This window comes from Fluviicoccus sp. (assembly GCF_030646115.1).
Classification (GTDB): Bacteria; Pseudomonadota; Gammaproteobacteria; order Pseudomonadales; family Moraxellaceae; genus Fluviicoccus.
In genome coordinates this window covers 220,131-234,395 of sequence record NZ_JAUSMX010000015.1, presented here as the reverse complement: position 1 = coordinate 234,395, position 14,265 = coordinate 220,131, and the positions used below count along the sequence as shown (strand labels likewise).

The 14,265-nt window shown below is 57.1% G+C and carries 12 protein-coding genes and 1 tRNA gene; 4 read left to right on the top strand and 9 right to left on the bottom strand.

From position 1 onward, the window contains the following. Nucleotides 1-87: 87 nt before the first annotated feature. From hisF to hisB, 5 genes are all read right to left on the bottom strand, one after another. Entirely contained in the window at nucleotides 88-852 is a 765-nt protein-coding gene (hisF, locus tag Q7T36_RS11520) for an imidazole glycerol phosphate synthase subunit HisF (protein ID WP_304848334.1), read from the bottom strand. After that, nucleotides 849-1,595 (bottom strand): hypothetical protein, encoded by a 747-nt coding sequence (locus tag Q7T36_RS11515; RefSeq protein ID WP_304848330.1) that lies wholly within the window; start codon nucleotides 1,593-1,595, stop codon nucleotides 849-851. Before Q7T36_RS11515 ends, hisF begins: the two co-directional genes overlap by 4 nt. A gap of 3 nt (nucleotides 1,596-1,598) precedes the next feature. Beyond that, on the bottom strand, nucleotides 1,599-2,330 hold the full coding sequence (gene hisA, locus Q7T36_RS11510) for a 1-(5-phosphoribosyl)-5-[(5-phosphoribosylamino)methylideneamino]imidazole-4-carboxamide isomerase (RefSeq protein ID WP_304848327.1): 732 nt from the start codon (nucleotides 2,328-2,330) through the stop codon (nucleotides 1,599-1,601). A gap of 166 nt (nucleotides 2,331-2,496) precedes the next feature. Further along, nucleotides 2,497-3,129, bottom strand: coding sequence for an imidazole glycerol phosphate synthase subunit HisH (gene hisH, locus Q7T36_RS11505; RefSeq protein ID WP_304848324.1), 633 nt, complete (start codon nucleotides 3,127-3,129; stop codon nucleotides 2,497-2,499). Further along, entirely contained in the window at nucleotides 3,130-3,723 is a 594-nt protein-coding gene (gene hisB, locus Q7T36_RS11500) for an imidazoleglycerol-phosphate dehydratase HisB (RefSeq protein ID WP_304848321.1), read from the bottom strand. A 451-nt stretch (nucleotides 3,724-4,174) separates the two neighbouring features. Here hisB and Q7T36_RS11495 point away from each other — a divergent pair, with 451 nt between their 5' ends. Next, complete coding sequence (locus Q7T36_RS11495) at nucleotides 4,175-4,555, top strand: GNAT family N-acetyltransferase (protein ID WP_304848318.1); 381 nt, start codon at nucleotides 4,175-4,177, stop codon at nucleotides 4,553-4,555. A gap of 25 nt (nucleotides 4,556-4,580) precedes the next feature. Here Q7T36_RS11495 and Q7T36_RS11490 read toward each other — a convergent pair whose 3' ends face one another. Further along, nucleotides 4,581-5,006, bottom strand: a complete 426-nt coding sequence (locus tag Q7T36_RS11490; RefSeq protein WP_304848315.1) for a DUF4124 domain-containing protein — start codon at nucleotides 5,004-5,006, stop codon at nucleotides 4,581-4,583. Nucleotides 5,007-5,120: 114 nt separating this feature from the next. Between Q7T36_RS11490 and Q7T36_RS11485 the strand changes: the two genes are divergently transcribed. The 3 genes from Q7T36_RS11485 (at nucleotide 5,121) to Q7T36_RS11475 (ending at nucleotide 7,040) form a co-directional block, all read left to right on the top strand. Further along, nucleotides 5,121-5,196 (top strand) — tRNA-Phe (locus tag Q7T36_RS11485). A 213-nt stretch (nucleotides 5,197-5,409) separates the two neighbouring features. After that, nucleotides 5,410-5,715 (top strand): helix-turn-helix domain-containing protein, encoded by a 306-nt coding sequence (locus Q7T36_RS11480; protein ID WP_304848312.1) that lies wholly within the window; start codon nucleotides 5,410-5,412, stop codon nucleotides 5,713-5,715. Beyond that, complete coding sequence (locus tag Q7T36_RS11475; RefSeq protein ID WP_304848309.1) at nucleotides 5,715-7,040, top strand: type II toxin-antitoxin system HipA family toxin; 1,326 nt, start codon at nucleotides 5,715-5,717, stop codon at nucleotides 7,038-7,040. The genes Q7T36_RS11480 and Q7T36_RS11475 overlap by 1 nt, the downstream gene beginning before the upstream one ends. Before the next feature lie 174 nt (nucleotides 7,041-7,214). On the opposite strand, the gene Q7T36_RS11470 is transcribed toward Q7T36_RS11475, so the two are convergent. The 3 genes from Q7T36_RS11470 to Q7T36_RS11460 form a co-directional block, all read right to left on the bottom strand. Continuing rightward, nucleotides 7,215-9,563, bottom strand: a complete 2,349-nt coding sequence (locus Q7T36_RS11470; RefSeq protein ID WP_304848306.1) for a DUF2357 domain-containing protein — start codon at nucleotides 9,561-9,563, stop codon at nucleotides 7,215-7,217. Between the two features lie 58 nt (nucleotides 9,564-9,621). Further along, nucleotides 9,622-11,148, bottom strand: coding sequence for an McrB family protein (locus tag Q7T36_RS11465; RefSeq protein WP_304848303.1), 1,527 nt, complete (start codon nucleotides 11,146-11,148; stop codon nucleotides 9,622-9,624). Nucleotides 11,149-11,445: 297 nt separating this feature from the next. Beyond that, nucleotides 11,446-14,190, bottom strand: a complete 2,745-nt coding sequence (locus Q7T36_RS11460) for a peroxidase family protein (protein ID WP_304848298.1) — start codon at nucleotides 14,188-14,190, stop codon at nucleotides 11,446-11,448. Nucleotides 14,191-14,265: the final 75 nt, after the last annotated feature.

Genomic DNA, 14,265 nt, shown 5'->3' with positions numbered 1-14,265 from the left:
TGCAAGTCGGTCTGTAGGTCGGGCTTCAGCCCGACAATGTCCTTCGATCGGAGAGTGTTGTCGGGCTGAAGCCCGACCTACAGGGGGTCAGATTTCCCGCATTACAATGCCCTGCGCGGCCAGATACGCCTTGGCCTGCGGCACCGTGTATTCCCCGAAGTGAAAGATGCTGGCCGCCAGCACTGCATCGGCATGGCCCTGCAAAATGCCCTGGGCCAGATGGTCCAGGTTGCCGACGCCGCCGGAGGCAATCACCGGCACATTCACCGCGTCGCTCACCGCCCGCACCATGCCCAGGTCATAACCGGCCTTGGTGCCGTCGGCGTCCATGCTGGTCAGCAGAATCTCGCCTGCACCGTATTCCGCCATCTTCGCCGCCCAGGCCACGGCATCAATGCCGGTGTCCTTGCGGCCGCCGTGGGTGAAGATGTCCCAGCGGCCAGGGGCCACGCGCTTGGCGTCAATCGCCACCACGATGCACTGCGAGCCGAATTTATCCGCCGCCGCGCGCACGAAGTCGGGGTCATAAACCGCCGCCGAGTTGATGCTGACTTTATCCGCCCCGGCATTGAGCAGGTTGCGGATGTCTTCCAGCTTGCGGATGCCGCCGCCCACGGTCAGCGGTACGAACACTTCCGAGGCCATGCGTTCCACCGTCTTCAGCGTGGTGTCGCGGCCTTCGTGGCTGGCGGTGATGTCGAGGAAGGTGATCTCGTCCGCGCCCTGCGCGTCATAGCGCTTGGCGATTTCCACCGGGTCCCCGGCGTCGCGGATGTCCAGGAACTGCACGCCTTTGACGACACGGCCTTTGTCCACATCCAGGCAGGGGATGATGCGTTTGGCGAGGGTCATGGTTTATTTTCCTGCGTGTTGGCCGGCAGTTCTATGGCCTTGAAGGGAATGGGAACCGTGAAACGGTAAACGGCCTTGTTGTCGGCCGGATCAAACCGAAGGCGCTCCAGTACTCGTATGACATCACGGCGAAGTTCCCTCGCAGGGATGTCGGAACTGATTTCCTCCACGCCTCCGACCTTTCCGTTTCTTTTGACAGTCATGGCGACCGATATCCGGCCAGCGAACCGGACCGGGTCGCCGCCATACTGGTTGACCGAGGACGAGCGGATAGCATTCATGACGGGTAAAATCCTGTCCAGACATTCATATACCATGGCTGGATATTCAAGCCGGTTACGTCCGCTGTCATCGTGACAGCTTTCCGGACCATTGGCGCCAAACACACGAACCGTACCTGAAACCCGGACTTTGCCGGGAGAGCGGATGCTCGAATACGGGGTATTGACAGCTACCATGCAGAAAAGGCTAGCGACTTCCGGGCGACGGATATCAGAGTCAATCAGAGCGCACTCACTGGCTTTACCGTTGTCATCAATCCGGAAATCCATCACCACTGGCTTGTTGCAATACTCATGATCGATACAGACGTTAATGGCCCGGGTGTACCAGTCACGCTGGGCATCAACGGCCTGTTTAACCATTGAGGCCTCGATATCGCCTTCAAGTACTGTCACATCCCAAGCCCAGACCTGCGATGACAGGACTGACAGCAGCAGTGGTAGCAGCGATTTAACGTTCATGCTCTATTCGCTGTCCGCCAGCGCCTGTGCTTCGGCCAGATTAATCGTGCCTTCATAAATCGCACGGCCGGTAATCGCGCCAATGATGCCATCCGCCGCGACCTTCTTCAGGCGCACCACATCATCCATGTTGGTGACACCGCCGGACGCAATCACCGGCAGGCCGCAGGCGCGGGCGAGGGCGGCGGTGGCTTCGACGTTGACGCCCTGCATCATTCCGTCGCGGGCAATGTCGGTGTAGACGATGGCGCTGACCCCGGCGGCGGCAAACTGCTTCGCCAGGTCTTCGGCCTTCACCTGCGACACTTCCGCCCAGCCGTCTGTGGCCACCCAGCCGTCCTTGGCGTCGATGCCGACAATGATGCGGCCGTGGAAGGCCTTGCAGGCATCAATCACGAACTGCGGGTCTTTCACAGCCTTGGTGCCGATGATGGCCCAGGTCACCCCGGCGCTGATATAGGCTTCAATGGTGTCCAGCGAACGGATGCCGCCGCCGATCTGGATGGGCAGGCTGGGATGACGCTTGGCGATGGCCTTGACCACGTCACCATGGATGGGCGTGCCGGCAAACGCGCCGTTCAGGTCCACCAGATGCAGGCGGCGTGCGCCCTGGGCCACCCAGTGGCTACCCATGCTTACGGGGTCGTCGGAGAAGACGGTGTCGTCTTCCATGCGGCCCTGTTTCAGGCGGACGCACTTGCCGTCCTTGAGGTCAATGGCGGGGATGATCAGCATTCGGGTTTCTCACAATAATATGTCAGCAAATTCTGGTAGTCCCCTCTCCCCTTGTGGGAGAGGGTTAGGGAGAGGGGTACTGCATGCGTCCTTAAGTTGCCGTGTGTTTGGGCGACTTTCCGCACCCCTCTCCCCGGCCCTCTCCCACAAGGGGAGAGGGGGAAAATCAAGCCTTCCAGCCCACAAAATTCTTCAACAGCTGCAATCCCCACTTCTGGCTCTTTTCCGGGTGGAACTGCACAGCGAAGAGGTTGTCGCGGGTGATGGCGGTGGTGAAGTCGAGGCCGTAGTGCGTGCGACCGGCAATCAGGCCGCTGTCTTCCACGGCCACGTAATAGCTGTGCACGAAATAGAAGCGGCTGTCCTGAGGAATGTCGGCCCACAGCGGGTGGTCCACGGTCTGGTTGACGTTGTTCCAGCCCATGTGCGGCACCTTCAGGCGCTCGCCGTTTTCCACCAGGTTGTTGCCGAAGAATTTGACCTGACCGGCAAACATGCCCAGGCAGTCGACGCCGCCGTTTTCCTCGGAGCGGTCCAGCAGCGCCTGCATGCCCACGCAGATGGCCAGTACCGGCTTCTGCAGCGCGGCTTCGCGCACTTCCGCATCCACGCCTACCGCCTTCATGCCCGCCATGCAGTCGCGCATGGCGCCAACGCCGGGGAACACCACGCGGTCGGCCGCGCGCACCTTGGCGGGGTCGTGGGTGATGATGACTTCCGAGGCGCCCACATGTTCCAGCGCCTTGGCCACCGAGTGCAGGTTGCCCATGCCATAGTCAAGAACGGCTACACGGGTCATTTACAGGCTGCCTTTGGTGGAGGGGGTTTGACCGGCCATGCGCGGGTCCAGTTCAACAGCCTGGCGCAGGGCGCGGGCGAAGGCCTTGAACACGCTTTCCACTTGGTGGTGGGTGTTGCGGCCGCGCAGGTTGTCGATGTGCAGCGTGACGTTGGCGTGGTTGACGAAGCCCTGGAAGAATTCGTAGAACAGGTCCACATCAAAACCGCCGACGCTGGCGCGGGTGAACGGGACGTGGAATTCCAGGCCCGGACGGCCGGAGATGTCCACCACCACGCGTGACAGGGCTTCATCCAGCGGCGTGTAGGCATGGCCGTAACGGCGGATGCCTTTCTTGTCGCCAATGGCCTGGGCAAAGGCCTGGCCGAGGGTGATGCCGCAGTCTTCGGCGCTGTGGTGATCGTCGATTTCGGTGTCGCCGGTGCAGTGGATGCTGATGTCGATCAGCCCGTGCCGCACAATCTGGTCGATCATGTGGTCCAGGAAGGGCATGCCGGTGTTGAGGTGGCCCACGCCGGTGCCGTCGAGGTTGACGGAGGCGGTGATCTGGGTTTCCTTGGTGTTGCGGACGACGTCGGCGCGGCGCGCGGTCATGGCGGGTCGGTCTCTGGCCGGGGGAAAGGGGGAATTATAGCGGGTTTTCGGGGGGTTTGCCGATTCGGGACAAAGTCTCCCTCCCCACTTGTGGGGTAGCCCCCTCGCCCCTTGTGGGAGAGGGTTGGGGAGAGGGGTACGGAAAGTGGCTCTAACACTACGCCGGGTTAGTGTCGACTGTCATCCGCCTGCCGCGGGCCTCCCTTTTGTCTTGGCAAAAGGAAGCAAAACCGTGTCCTACGCCAAAACTCGCGCTCGGCTGTCTGGTGTCAGCACCTGTGTGTTCTGCGATTTTTTGGGTTCTTAATGCGTTGTGTGGCTCGGACAGTTGGCTGCGGACGGCGTTGGTGTTGGGTTTGGTGGCTTTACGCTTGGCAGGTTGGCAATGCCCCTGCTATCGTCAGGTTATTGTGGTTTGTCTTTTTCTTTTCTGTTCAGGAGTTTGTCCGCCATGCCTGTTTCCGTGACTGCTGAGAAGTCTCTTTCGCCGGAGTTGAGCGCCGGGTTGTCGAAGTTGTATGCGTCCAGCCCGGAGTTTGCGGGGGGGGAGGAGGCGGTTGCCGAGGCGCAGCGTATTCTGGGAGCTGGCGGGTTGGTGTATGTGGGTTGGTTCAACGGTAAGGCGGTGTCGTCCATCATGGCGGAGGGGCCGCAGGATGAGCGGACGTTGCGCTGGATTGTGGTGCATCCGGCCAACCGGGGGCGGGGTATTGCCGACCGTTTGGTGAGTGAGACTTGTCGTCTGGAGCGGCAGGAGGGGCGTCAGCGTTTTGTGCCGGGCTGCACGGCGATTGCGCGGCTGTTGAAGATGGAGGCGGCGCGCCACCACTAAGCTTGGGCGGCGGGTGGTGCGGTGTTTATTTGTCCTTGCACTTTCGTTGCATGTATTCCTTGGCTTCGCGCAGGCGGCGGTCGTGGCGGGGTTCGCTGTAGAATTCCTTGCGGCCGTTCTGCTGGTTGATGGTGAAGGGTTTGCGGTCCAGCCAGTATTGGTAGCTTTCGCGGGCGTTGGCGCAACTGCGTTGCCTGGACTGGGCGTTATCGGTGTCGGCTTGCTGCTGTTCCCGTTTTTCGGCGGCTATGCGGGCGACGTCGTCGGCGCTCTGGGCTGAGCCGCCGGTGCCGGTGCGCAGGGGTTCCGGCTTGGGGATGACCTTGGCGGCGGCGTTGCCGGGTTGTTTGTCCGAGAAGTGAACCTTGCCGTTTTCGTCAGTCCATTTATACAGGTCGGCGGCTGAGGGCAGGGCCAGGGTGGTCAGCAGCAGCAGGTACAGGGGTTTCATGGGCGGCTCTGGGCAAGGGGCTTCGCTTTCAGTGTAGCGCGTTCTGTTGGCGGCGGCATGCTGGAAAATTGCTTGACACCTTTGGTCTTATTGGTTTTAATATGCGCCTCATGTGGCCCGGTAGCTCAGTTGGTAGAGCAGCGGATTGAAAATCCGCGTGTCAACAGTTCGATTCTGTTCCAGGCCACCACGAATACCGAAAAACCCCGCAAGCGAAAGTTTGCGGGTTTTTTTGTTTTGGGGCTGGCGTTGCCCCATTGCTACCCTGCGTCCGCGCCAGCCCTGAACCGGCGGCTTCCGGTATTCGAGAACCTGTTCTCAGCCATAAAATAAATCTTTCAATAGTCCAATTAAGGCTTCTTGTGTACTATAAAGACACACAAAAGACTTATTTTGGTCTGTTATGGAAAGCGTATATTCCCCTGAAGAGCTGGAGGCCACGCTGGGTGACAACATAAAGTCACTGCGGCTTCAGCGTAACCTGACGCGCGAAACCCTGTGCGAACGTGCGGGCATCAGCCTGCATGCGCTGAAGAATCTTGAAAGCGGCAAAGGGTCTACCTTGCGCACCCTTGTGCTGGTGGTCCGGGCGCTGGAACGGACCGAATGGCTGGGCGCGCTGGCTCCCGTGATCAGCATCAACCCTTTGACCATGCCGCGCATTGGCGAATCCCGGCAGCGCGCCAGCAAGCGTCTCCGGAGTGAGTAATGGCGAAATCCACGGTCCGCAGCAACCGGAAATCCCCCTACAAGCCTGTTCATCGTATTGAGGTGTTCATCTGGAACCGCCTTGTCGGTGCGGTGGCGCTGGATCCCCGTCTGGGCTATTACGTATTTGCCTTTGATCCGAAGTTCCGCAAGACCGGGATGAATCTGTCGCCTTTGCGCATGTCTGTTCAAGCGCCGGATGATGTTTTTGTCTTTACCGATTTGCCGGTTGCCACCTACAAACGACTGCCTGCCTTGCTGGCGGATGCGCTGCCCGATGATTTCGGCAATGCCCTGATCAACCGCTACATGGCGGACCAGGGGATTCCGCCGGAAAACATTACCGCGCTGGATCGTCTGGCCTATATGGGCACGCGCGCCATGGGTGCCTTGAGTTTCAAGCCGGGCCGGGGACCGCGCCGTCTGGAGCCGACAGCCGTTTCCATGGGGCAGTTGGTCTCTGAAGCCCGTAAAGCGGTCAGTGGTCACTGGGGGGATGATCATGAAACCAGCGCGGCCTTGCGCAGCATCATTGATGTTGGCACCTCGGCCGGTGGCGCCCGCGCCAAAGCCGTTGTTGCCTGGAACCCGGATACGGATGAGATGCGATCCGGGCAGCTGGATGCGCCGCCGGGCTTTGAGCACTGGTTGCTGAAGTTTGACGGCATGGGGTTTGACAGCGAACTGGGGGCTTCCCAGGATTATGGCCGTATTGAATACGCCTATCATTTAATGGCCCGTGATGCCGGTATTGCCATGACGGACTGCCGGCTGCTGCTGGAAAACGGCCGGGCGCATTTCATGACCCGTCGTTTTGATCGCGACGGTGCGGGTACGCGCCATCATGTGCAGACGTTGTGCGCCATGAGTCATCTGGACTACAAGCTGAAGGGGGTGAATGCCTATTCGCAGCTGTTCCTGACCATTCAGGCGCTGGGTCTGGGTTATGAGGCGATGGAGGAGGCCTTTCGTCGCATGGTTTTCAATATCATGGCCCGCAATTGCGATGACCATTCCAAGAACTTTGCTTTCCGGTTGAAGGAAGGCCAGGCGTGGGAGCTGGCCCCGGCGTATGACGTGACCTTTGCGCATAATCCGCAGGGGGAATGGACGCATCAGCATTTGATGTCCGCCAACGGTAAGTTCAAGGATTTTACGGTGGAGGATTTGCTGGCGGAGGCGCGTCGCTTTGGGGTGGGGACGGCGGGGCGGGTGATTGGCGAGGTGGCGGCGGCGGTGCGGAATTGGCCGGGGTATGCGGCGAAGGCGGGGTTGGGGGTGGATCAGGTGGGGAAGATCGGGGGGCTGCATTTGGTTATGGGGTGAGGGGAAGCGGGATGCTCCATGACGTCCTCGGGCTTTTTTGCGCATTTATTTGCGGATTCTGTCATGGAATTATTTTGTTATAAAGCAGGGAGTTGTGTTGGATAGGCGGCGGTTTGGTGCGGTGAACTTGCGGATATTTTTGCGGATATTCGGCGTTGATGCATGAAAAAGAGGTTATCTGGTTGACTGCATAAGCACGTCCAGCGTCAGCCATTGCGGGGTTGCCGAATTTCTTCCGGCAGCTCTTTCGGGTAGCTTCAAGTAGTCCCAATGGTATCCCTCAAATCCGTGGGCAGGTTCAACGTCAAAGACTAGATAGAAGGGCTGGCTGGGCTTTCCGGGATAGGCTTTCTCAATCAAACGCTCCCGTGAGAATACACGAGGTCCGTCTGCACTGATTTTTAGCAGGGTGGGGCAGGTCACGCCCTTGTCTGTGTGAAGCAGCAGATACTGTGCACCTGCAACTTCACGAGGCAGACGCAGCGAGCCTCGCGAAGAGTCCATGCGGAAGTTATACAGTTTGTTTTTCAACACCCACTGTAAGTGTTCGTTGGTTTTGTACCACCCGACGAGTACGTGTGTTTCCGAAGGTGGAGGCAATCGATTTCCTTCGTTCAATCTCTCGGGTATTGGCTGAAGCACTTCGTAATGGGCTGCTTGATCTTGAGAGTGGTAGATCTGGTCAACGTGGTAACTGAGCCTTTCTCGAGCATTGGCTCGGTTGCAAAGATGCCGGACGATGGCGTGGATAAAGTCTGATAACTCGGTAGTTTGCGTTCCCGGCTTAAGCGGGAAGGCACCAAGTCCCGGCAACAATTCATGGTAACTGGTCCATTGCTTGGACATGTCACCGGGATAAATGATGTAAGCCCCATGAGAACGCCGGATAGCATCCCGATATGCGTGCATCTTCAACAGATCGGCGCGTTTATAGCTTCCACGTTTCTGTTCTTGTTTTTCGACGGCCAAATCCTGCTCCAAAGCATCCTCAGCAAGCTCCGAGTCATCAACTCCGAAAAGTTGCTTGAAGTTGTCAATTCGGTATTTGGCATCAAAATGAATGTGTACCATTAACTCTTGGGCTTCGGCTTCTGTGGCGGAAAATTCACCGGGCCAGATGCTCAGGGTATAGTCCGGCCTCATGCGCTCTGTCCACGAACTCGGCAAGATTGTTGTCTGCGGGCTCTTGTGGGAAAAAGTGCGGTTGTAGCCGAGTTGGGCACGCAGTTGACGACCGTGTTGTGTAGAAAAACCATCAAAACAGAGATGTTTGCCAGACCGCAGTTTCAAACTGAACCCGTCCTCGGTTTCCTCAATGAGTTCATTGATTTCGGGTTTTTCAAGTTGGAATACCCCGGAAAACACATCCAGCAACTTGAAAAACACCCAATATTCGTAAAGGGTGGCAATGTCACGCTGACCCGCATGGTAGACATCGTCGCCACCATGCCAAATCAGCCTCGCGGCCATGTCGAATCTAATCCAGGCTTGATAAATCTCGCGGTAACCTTCTTTTCTTTGCAGCACAGGGCTGCCTAAGGGAAGAAAGTCGGGTTTCGAGACGGATCGCATCAGATCAGTTCCCAAGGCATTTTCAAGATGGTTTTGCAGGCTGGCGATATCTTCTCGCAAGCGAGCATCTTGGCTGCCGATCTCATTTAACCGTTGCAACATTTGTCCGAGGAATGAGTCAAAAGTCTCCAGGGCAAATTTGATAAAGCGGTTTTCGGGAGTATCTTCACTTCGTGTATGTCGGTAGACCGTGATTCTTCTGGGGAGGGAGGCGATCCGGGACTTAAGTGGATGGGAGTTCGGTAATGACTCTCGATTCGTTGAGCTGGCAAGTTGCCGAAGCGTCCGGCCATCTTGTTTGACGCCGTGTCGAATGGATACTTCGACTTCCTCCGGCTCCCAACATTGATGTGGATGGCTGGATATGCGACGCAGTGCATTTTGGAAGTTTTCAGAGCCGATAATGGCTTTTAGGAAAGCAAAGCGTTGCGTGATGGTCTGTGGCGTTGAACCTGCATCAGGAACTAAACGCAGGGAGGTGGGTGCACGGAGTTGAAGCAGAAGATCCATGCATTGATCGGTAATGTCCTCCAGCATAATGCGATAGTCTTCGCGGTAGCTGACTTTTCGTGAACGCACTTCAACAGCGGCTTTGCCTGTTGGTCCATCAGGTAATTCTGTTTTCGCGACGAGGGCCAGTCGGCCTGTATTCAGTCCGGTAGCCAGAAAACCGGTATGGCGTCTGCCCGAAAGATGACTGGTTTCAATGATGCAGCCGTTATCTGCGTTAGCAATACTCAGAGAGAAGCAGTGCGGCTCAAACTCGAACTCGTAGCGGCAGCCCTCCAGCAGTTGAAGCGGCTCTTCACCATTTTCACGAGCCTCAAGGTCGTCTGTCCGAATTAAGCTGGCAACCGTTGAGGAGGAGCCTTGGCTAAAAGCATATATCTTCAATCTAGCAATGGCTTGGCCAGCTTCGTTGCAAAAGTCCAGACTCTCCATAGTGGTCATCTGCTCAGCCCTCTACGGAGGCGTACATAGCGGCGGTAGGCGTGCTACTTAACATCGGTTACGCCTCTGCAAAGGATGCAAACCCGTTTTCATTGAGCAGGCGCCACATCCGGGCAATCTTTTCGGCGCTGATTTTGTATGGGGCCGTCTCAGGAATCGCGAGAGAAGGATCGCTGTTTTTGTCCGATGAGCGAGCCGAAGCCTCGGCGGCTTGGAAAGGATTGGAGCCCCTTGAATGTGAGTCACTCACGCATAGAAACCACAGTTTTTTGAGCAACGGTCCAAGTTTCGCCCTTGAGCCATGCAGTTTAGGCAAGAACTTTTGAACGATGACACAGTCAAAAGCGGCGTCAAAATCAGCTTCGTCGGTACTGTCGAAGTCGCCCAGTTTTCCGTAAAAACTAATAAAACGTGCAGCTTCATGGGCCACACGATATCCAAACTCAGCTCCGTGACCTTTCAATACGTCGAAAAATAGAAGCATTTCTGCCTCGAAGACAGGTGCCAGAGCATTTGAAAAGGGCTGCGAAGGCTCACTGGCTGTTTCCACAAATAGCTTGGCGAATGGTGACCCTTTGCCCGAGAAATCAGTCATATTTGGCTTGCATGGACTGGTCAGGAACGCTTTTAAATCCTCAGATGTCATTCGGAACTCAATGACATTTGCACGGTCGAGAACCTTCGGAGAAAACATGTAGGTTGTCTCGTCAATGTTGACGGTACCAATAATGAACAAGTTCTTTGGCAGATCGATCAAGTTCGGGATGATATCCGCGCCCGCTTGGCGCGCTTCACCCCGATAAAGCTGAATGCTTTCCTCTGATTCAATTGCTGAAAGTACATCGGCAAAGTAGCGTTCCACATGCGAAAGGTTCATTTCATCAAGGATGAGGATATGCGGGACATTTGGGGCCTTGTTGGCACTGATGATCAGGTCAAGGGCAGGCCTTGTCACATAACGGTTTTGATCGAGTCCATCGGCATAGCCAAGTATATTTTCGTTTCCTGACCAATCCGCGCCAACGGGTACGATTTCGTAGCATGTTGTTCCCGTCTTTTCTTTCCGTTGAGCCAACAAGGCGAAGGCAGCGGCTTTTAAGTGAGTTTCAAAACTATGTAGCTGATCACTGAATTTACTGCCTTTTTTAACGGCTTCACGAATATCACGAGCACCTGTCTCTCTGGGAATATTGTTGTTTTCAATATATGCGGCCCATTCCTCAATCATCTTCCGGGGAAGAACGACCTTGATGGCATTTTGCTCATCAGCGGAGTTCCAAAACTCAACGGCCAGCGAGTCTGAAGATCTGACATAGTAAGTTGTTCGTTCGGACTCTATAAGACTCCCTGCCTTGAAAGGATCGCCTAGGCGTGTTCGAGGGCTAAGCCAGACGGCAATAGCCTGAGCCAGCTTGGTTTTACCTGAGCCAGCAAGCCCGGTACAAATGAGAAAGCGCTTGGTCAAAAGACTGGAAAAGAATCGTCGGACCATCTGATCCTCTACCCGCAGCCCGGCAACATTTGCATCACCTGAGAATTTGTTGACGATATCGCGTAATGCCATTTCTTGCGTCAATTGGGACACTTCAATCTCCGGTTAGGTGGGGCCACAGACTGGGATGATTTGTGCAATGCCAATCAAGACAATGAGGCTGTCAGCCATCAATGCCTCAACTGCCGAGTTATTCGGGCCAGTGGTCAAAAATTATTAATGTGAGTACTTGTAGGCCAAACTTATTCTTGTTGGCAAGTCATGAATGCTAGTTCTGGCCCACCAGCTGTCATAGAGCATGGGGATGGCTGTTGAAAAAATAGACGTACCCCCAACAAAAAAGCCCCCTTCCGGGGGCCTCCTTGCATGGCATTGCACCACAGCCGGGCGTTACTTGTCTTCATTCCGCTGATGCTTGAAGAACACCCCCTGATCCCCGAAAGCCGACACAATCATCGGCGAAGTCAGCTCCAGCGTCCCAATCTTCTTCGCACTGGCGCGACGATCCTTCGCATACTGGGCATGGGTGGACGGAATGATCGACGTCTTGATCTCCATCGACGTCGCATACACATCATAAACCGGCGAACCCGCACCCAGCGTCGCCAGGTCATAACGGAAATCATGCGCCGTCGTCGCAAACTTCGTCTTCACCTCCGCACGCGGCACAAAATAAATCTGCGTCGGAGCCTTCGGCGTCGCCACAACCGCGCCGCCCTGCGTCACCTCCGCCATATCATTCATAATCACCAGCGTCGGCTTGGAACTCACCGCCGAGAACAAAATGGTGCTGGCCGAATTGTTGATGTCCGTGGACACATAGTTTGACAACTCGTTGGCGAAGAAATTGTAGTTGGCTCCCTGACCCGCCAGCGTATACAACGCCGACACATTCTCCGACGGCTTGCCGTTCACCAGCGCCTTCCAGGCCAAACCGGGCTGGAACGCACCCTCGCTCGGGTTTTCGGTCACGGACAAACGCAGCAAACCGTAATCCGAACCCTGGAACAAACCGGTGTAACCATTGCCCGCAACCGGCACAAACTTCACCTTGGCCATGGCCCCATACGGGTGAATCGGCTTGGTGTAACCGGCCGGAGCCACATCGGTGCGGTTCTGCACCTTCTTCCACAAAATCGAACTGATCAGCCCGCCCGTATTCACCGGCTTCAGGTTGGGCATGGTGGTCTTGTACTGCGTGCGCAGCGCACCGTTCACCCACAAATGGTCGGCCTTGGCGCCGGCAGACCAGCTTTCATACTCCGCCGGCATATTCAGGCCCCAAGGCTTGAAGGCGTTGTCCATGCCGGTCAGGCTCAGCGCCAAAGTCGGGTTATGGCGCTTGATCACGTCTACCATGGTGGTGTTTTCCACCCAGTCCATGCCTTCCGGCGTGTAGATTTCCGGGCGGTAGTCCGTGGTGTAGAAACGGTCGGTCATCAAACGGCGCGAGGCATTGAGAATGAAGATCTGGAAAGCGGTTTCCCCAAAGGCGAAACCGTCCGGGCGTGTGGTTTCCGCCAGCATGCCCACCAGGGTGTCGATACGTTCGATGTTGTTGCCGTACAGGGTCTTCAGCTTGGTCAGCGTCGCGGCGTCGGTGGTCAGGTCCTCAAACTTGGTGATCGGATTCAGGCCGATCTGGCGGCGGAACTGGTTATAGCGGGGCACGCCGCGTTCACGGTCCCGCAGGATGTCGGTGGTGGCCAGGTCGATATTGCCCACCAGCGGCACCGACAGGTTGCGCAGGAAATTCGGGTAGTTGTTCAGCGTCAGCGAACCGGGGTGGGTGATGCCGAAGGAATACCACAAGCGGTCCGGGTGCTCGCCGGCCAGCAGCGACTCGGCATTGCGGTCGCGGGTATCCGGCAGTGCCACGGACTTGGCGACCACGTTCGAGCCAATATCATAGATATCCACCTTGTCACGCATCAGCGGGTGCATGCGGTAAACCGCCACGAACTCCTCGGTCAGCGTGTAGGGCACGCCCGCATTGTCCGGCGCGGCCGAACCCACCAGACCGGCCAGGGCATGGTCCAGGAAGGTGGTGCCGACGCCGGTGGACAGGTTCGGGTTGAAGCCGAGCAGGGCCTTCAGCAGGGAGTCGCTCTTGGCGAGGTCGTCCTTGATGGCGCGCACTTCGGCCTGGTACTTGTCACGGCCGGAACGGTCGCCAATGAGGCCCCACCAGTTGGCGTACATGGCGCGCTCGGTCACCGGGTTGGCGATCACGGCCGGTGTCCATTCCACGGTGTGGATCTTCGCCATCAGCGCGGCGTTGATCAGGCGGGCGCGGTCATAAATCCACTGGTCGCTCTGGGTGGGGTACTTCTGCTTCAGCATGGTCGCAATGGCGTTGTGTTCCTTGGTGAAGATCTGGTGCAGCATGCTCAGGCCCACCCACCAGTTTTCATTGAAACCGGTCACCGGCTTGCCGCTCAGCAGTTCGGTCGGCAGTGTGCCGTCGGCATTGATCTTCAGCTTGCCGTCCACGAAGGAGCGGAGCTTGTCGTTGGCGGCCTTGCTGCTGCCATACAGTTGCGAGCCGTCCCACCAGTGCGTGTTATGGTTGCGGTAGGTGTTGACCTTGCCTGCGTCGGCGCTGGTGCGTGACGGGTCGGCCTGGGTGCGGCGCACATCCAGATAACCGCTGCCCAGCACGTCGCCGGAGGGCAGGGGCACTTTGATCGGGTTGGCCGCCGGGTTGGGGCCGTGATCCACCCAGTCGTGGACCATGAACTGGATCCACGAGGCGGCAATGAAGTTCAGGCTGGGGGCGGGCTTGAATTCACCGCGCGCCATCAGCGTGTTGCTGACTTCGCGGGGGTTGGGCGACAGCAGGGTGTTGGCCTCGGTTTCGCCGGGGGTATAGGTCGGGTTGACGTTGCGGCCGAAACGCACGTAGGCCGAGCCTTCCGCCGGGTTGCTGAGGATGTTGCAGGTGCCGTCTTCGGTGCGGACGGTTTTGCTGCGGGTGTCGCAAGTGATGGTTCCGTTGAGCTTGGGGTAGTTCTCCAGATCAAACAGGTTGTTTTTCATCAGGCTTTCGCGTTGCGCGCCCAGCGTGATCAAGCCGGCGGCAATGCCCAGTGTTCCCAGCTTGGTCCATGCAGGCCATGTTACCCAGACTGCCATGTGGTGTCCCTCTATGGTGTTTTTGTTGGTATGGTGAGCGGCTGAATAATGCTCAGTCCGTGGCGATATTAAATA

What these genes read in the sequence shown, in the direction of transcription:
- Q7T36_RS11495 (WP_304848318.1), top strand. Translation starts at nt 4,175, where the DNA reads ATGCCTGTTTCCGTGACTGCTGAGAAGTCTCTTTCGCCGGAGTTGAGC.
- Q7T36_RS11475 (WP_304848309.1), top strand. Translation starts at nt 5,715, where the DNA reads ATGGCGAAATCCACGGTCCGCAGCAACCGGAAATCCCCCTACAAGCCT.
- hisB (WP_304848321.1), bottom strand. Translation starts at nt 3,723, where the DNA reads ATGACCGCGCGCCGCGCCGACGTCGTCCGCAACACCAAGGAAACCCAG.
- Q7T36_RS11470 (WP_304848306.1), bottom strand. Translation starts at nt 9,563, where the DNA reads ATGACCACTATGGAGAGTCTGGACTTTTGCAACGAAGCTGGCCAAGCC.
- Q7T36_RS11490 (WP_304848315.1), bottom strand. Translation starts at nt 5,006, where the DNA reads ATGAAACCCCTGTACCTGCTGCTGCTGACCACCCTGGCCCTGCCCTCA.
- hisF (WP_304848334.1), bottom strand. Translation starts at nt 852, where the DNA reads ATGACCCTCGCCAAACGCATCATCCCCTGCCTGGATGTGGACAAAGGC.
- hisH (WP_304848324.1), bottom strand. Translation starts at nt 3,129, where the DNA reads ATGACCCGTGTAGCCGTTCTTGACTATGGCATGGGCAACCTGCACTCG.
- Q7T36_RS11480 (WP_304848312.1), top strand. Translation starts at nt 5,410, where the DNA reads ATGGAAAGCGTATATTCCCCTGAAGAGCTGGAGGCCACGCTGGGTGAC.
- Q7T36_RS11515 (WP_304848330.1), bottom strand. Translation starts at nt 1,595, where the DNA reads ATGAACGTTAAATCGCTGCTACCACTGCTGCTGTCAGTCCTGTCATCG.
- Q7T36_RS11460 (WP_304848298.1), bottom strand. Translation starts at nt 14,190, where the DNA reads ATGGCAGTCTGGGTAACATGGCCTGCATGGACCAAGCTGGGAACACTG.
- hisA (WP_304848327.1), bottom strand. Translation starts at nt 2,330, where the DNA reads ATGCTGATCATCCCCGCCATTGACCTCAAGGACGGCAAGTGCGTCCGC.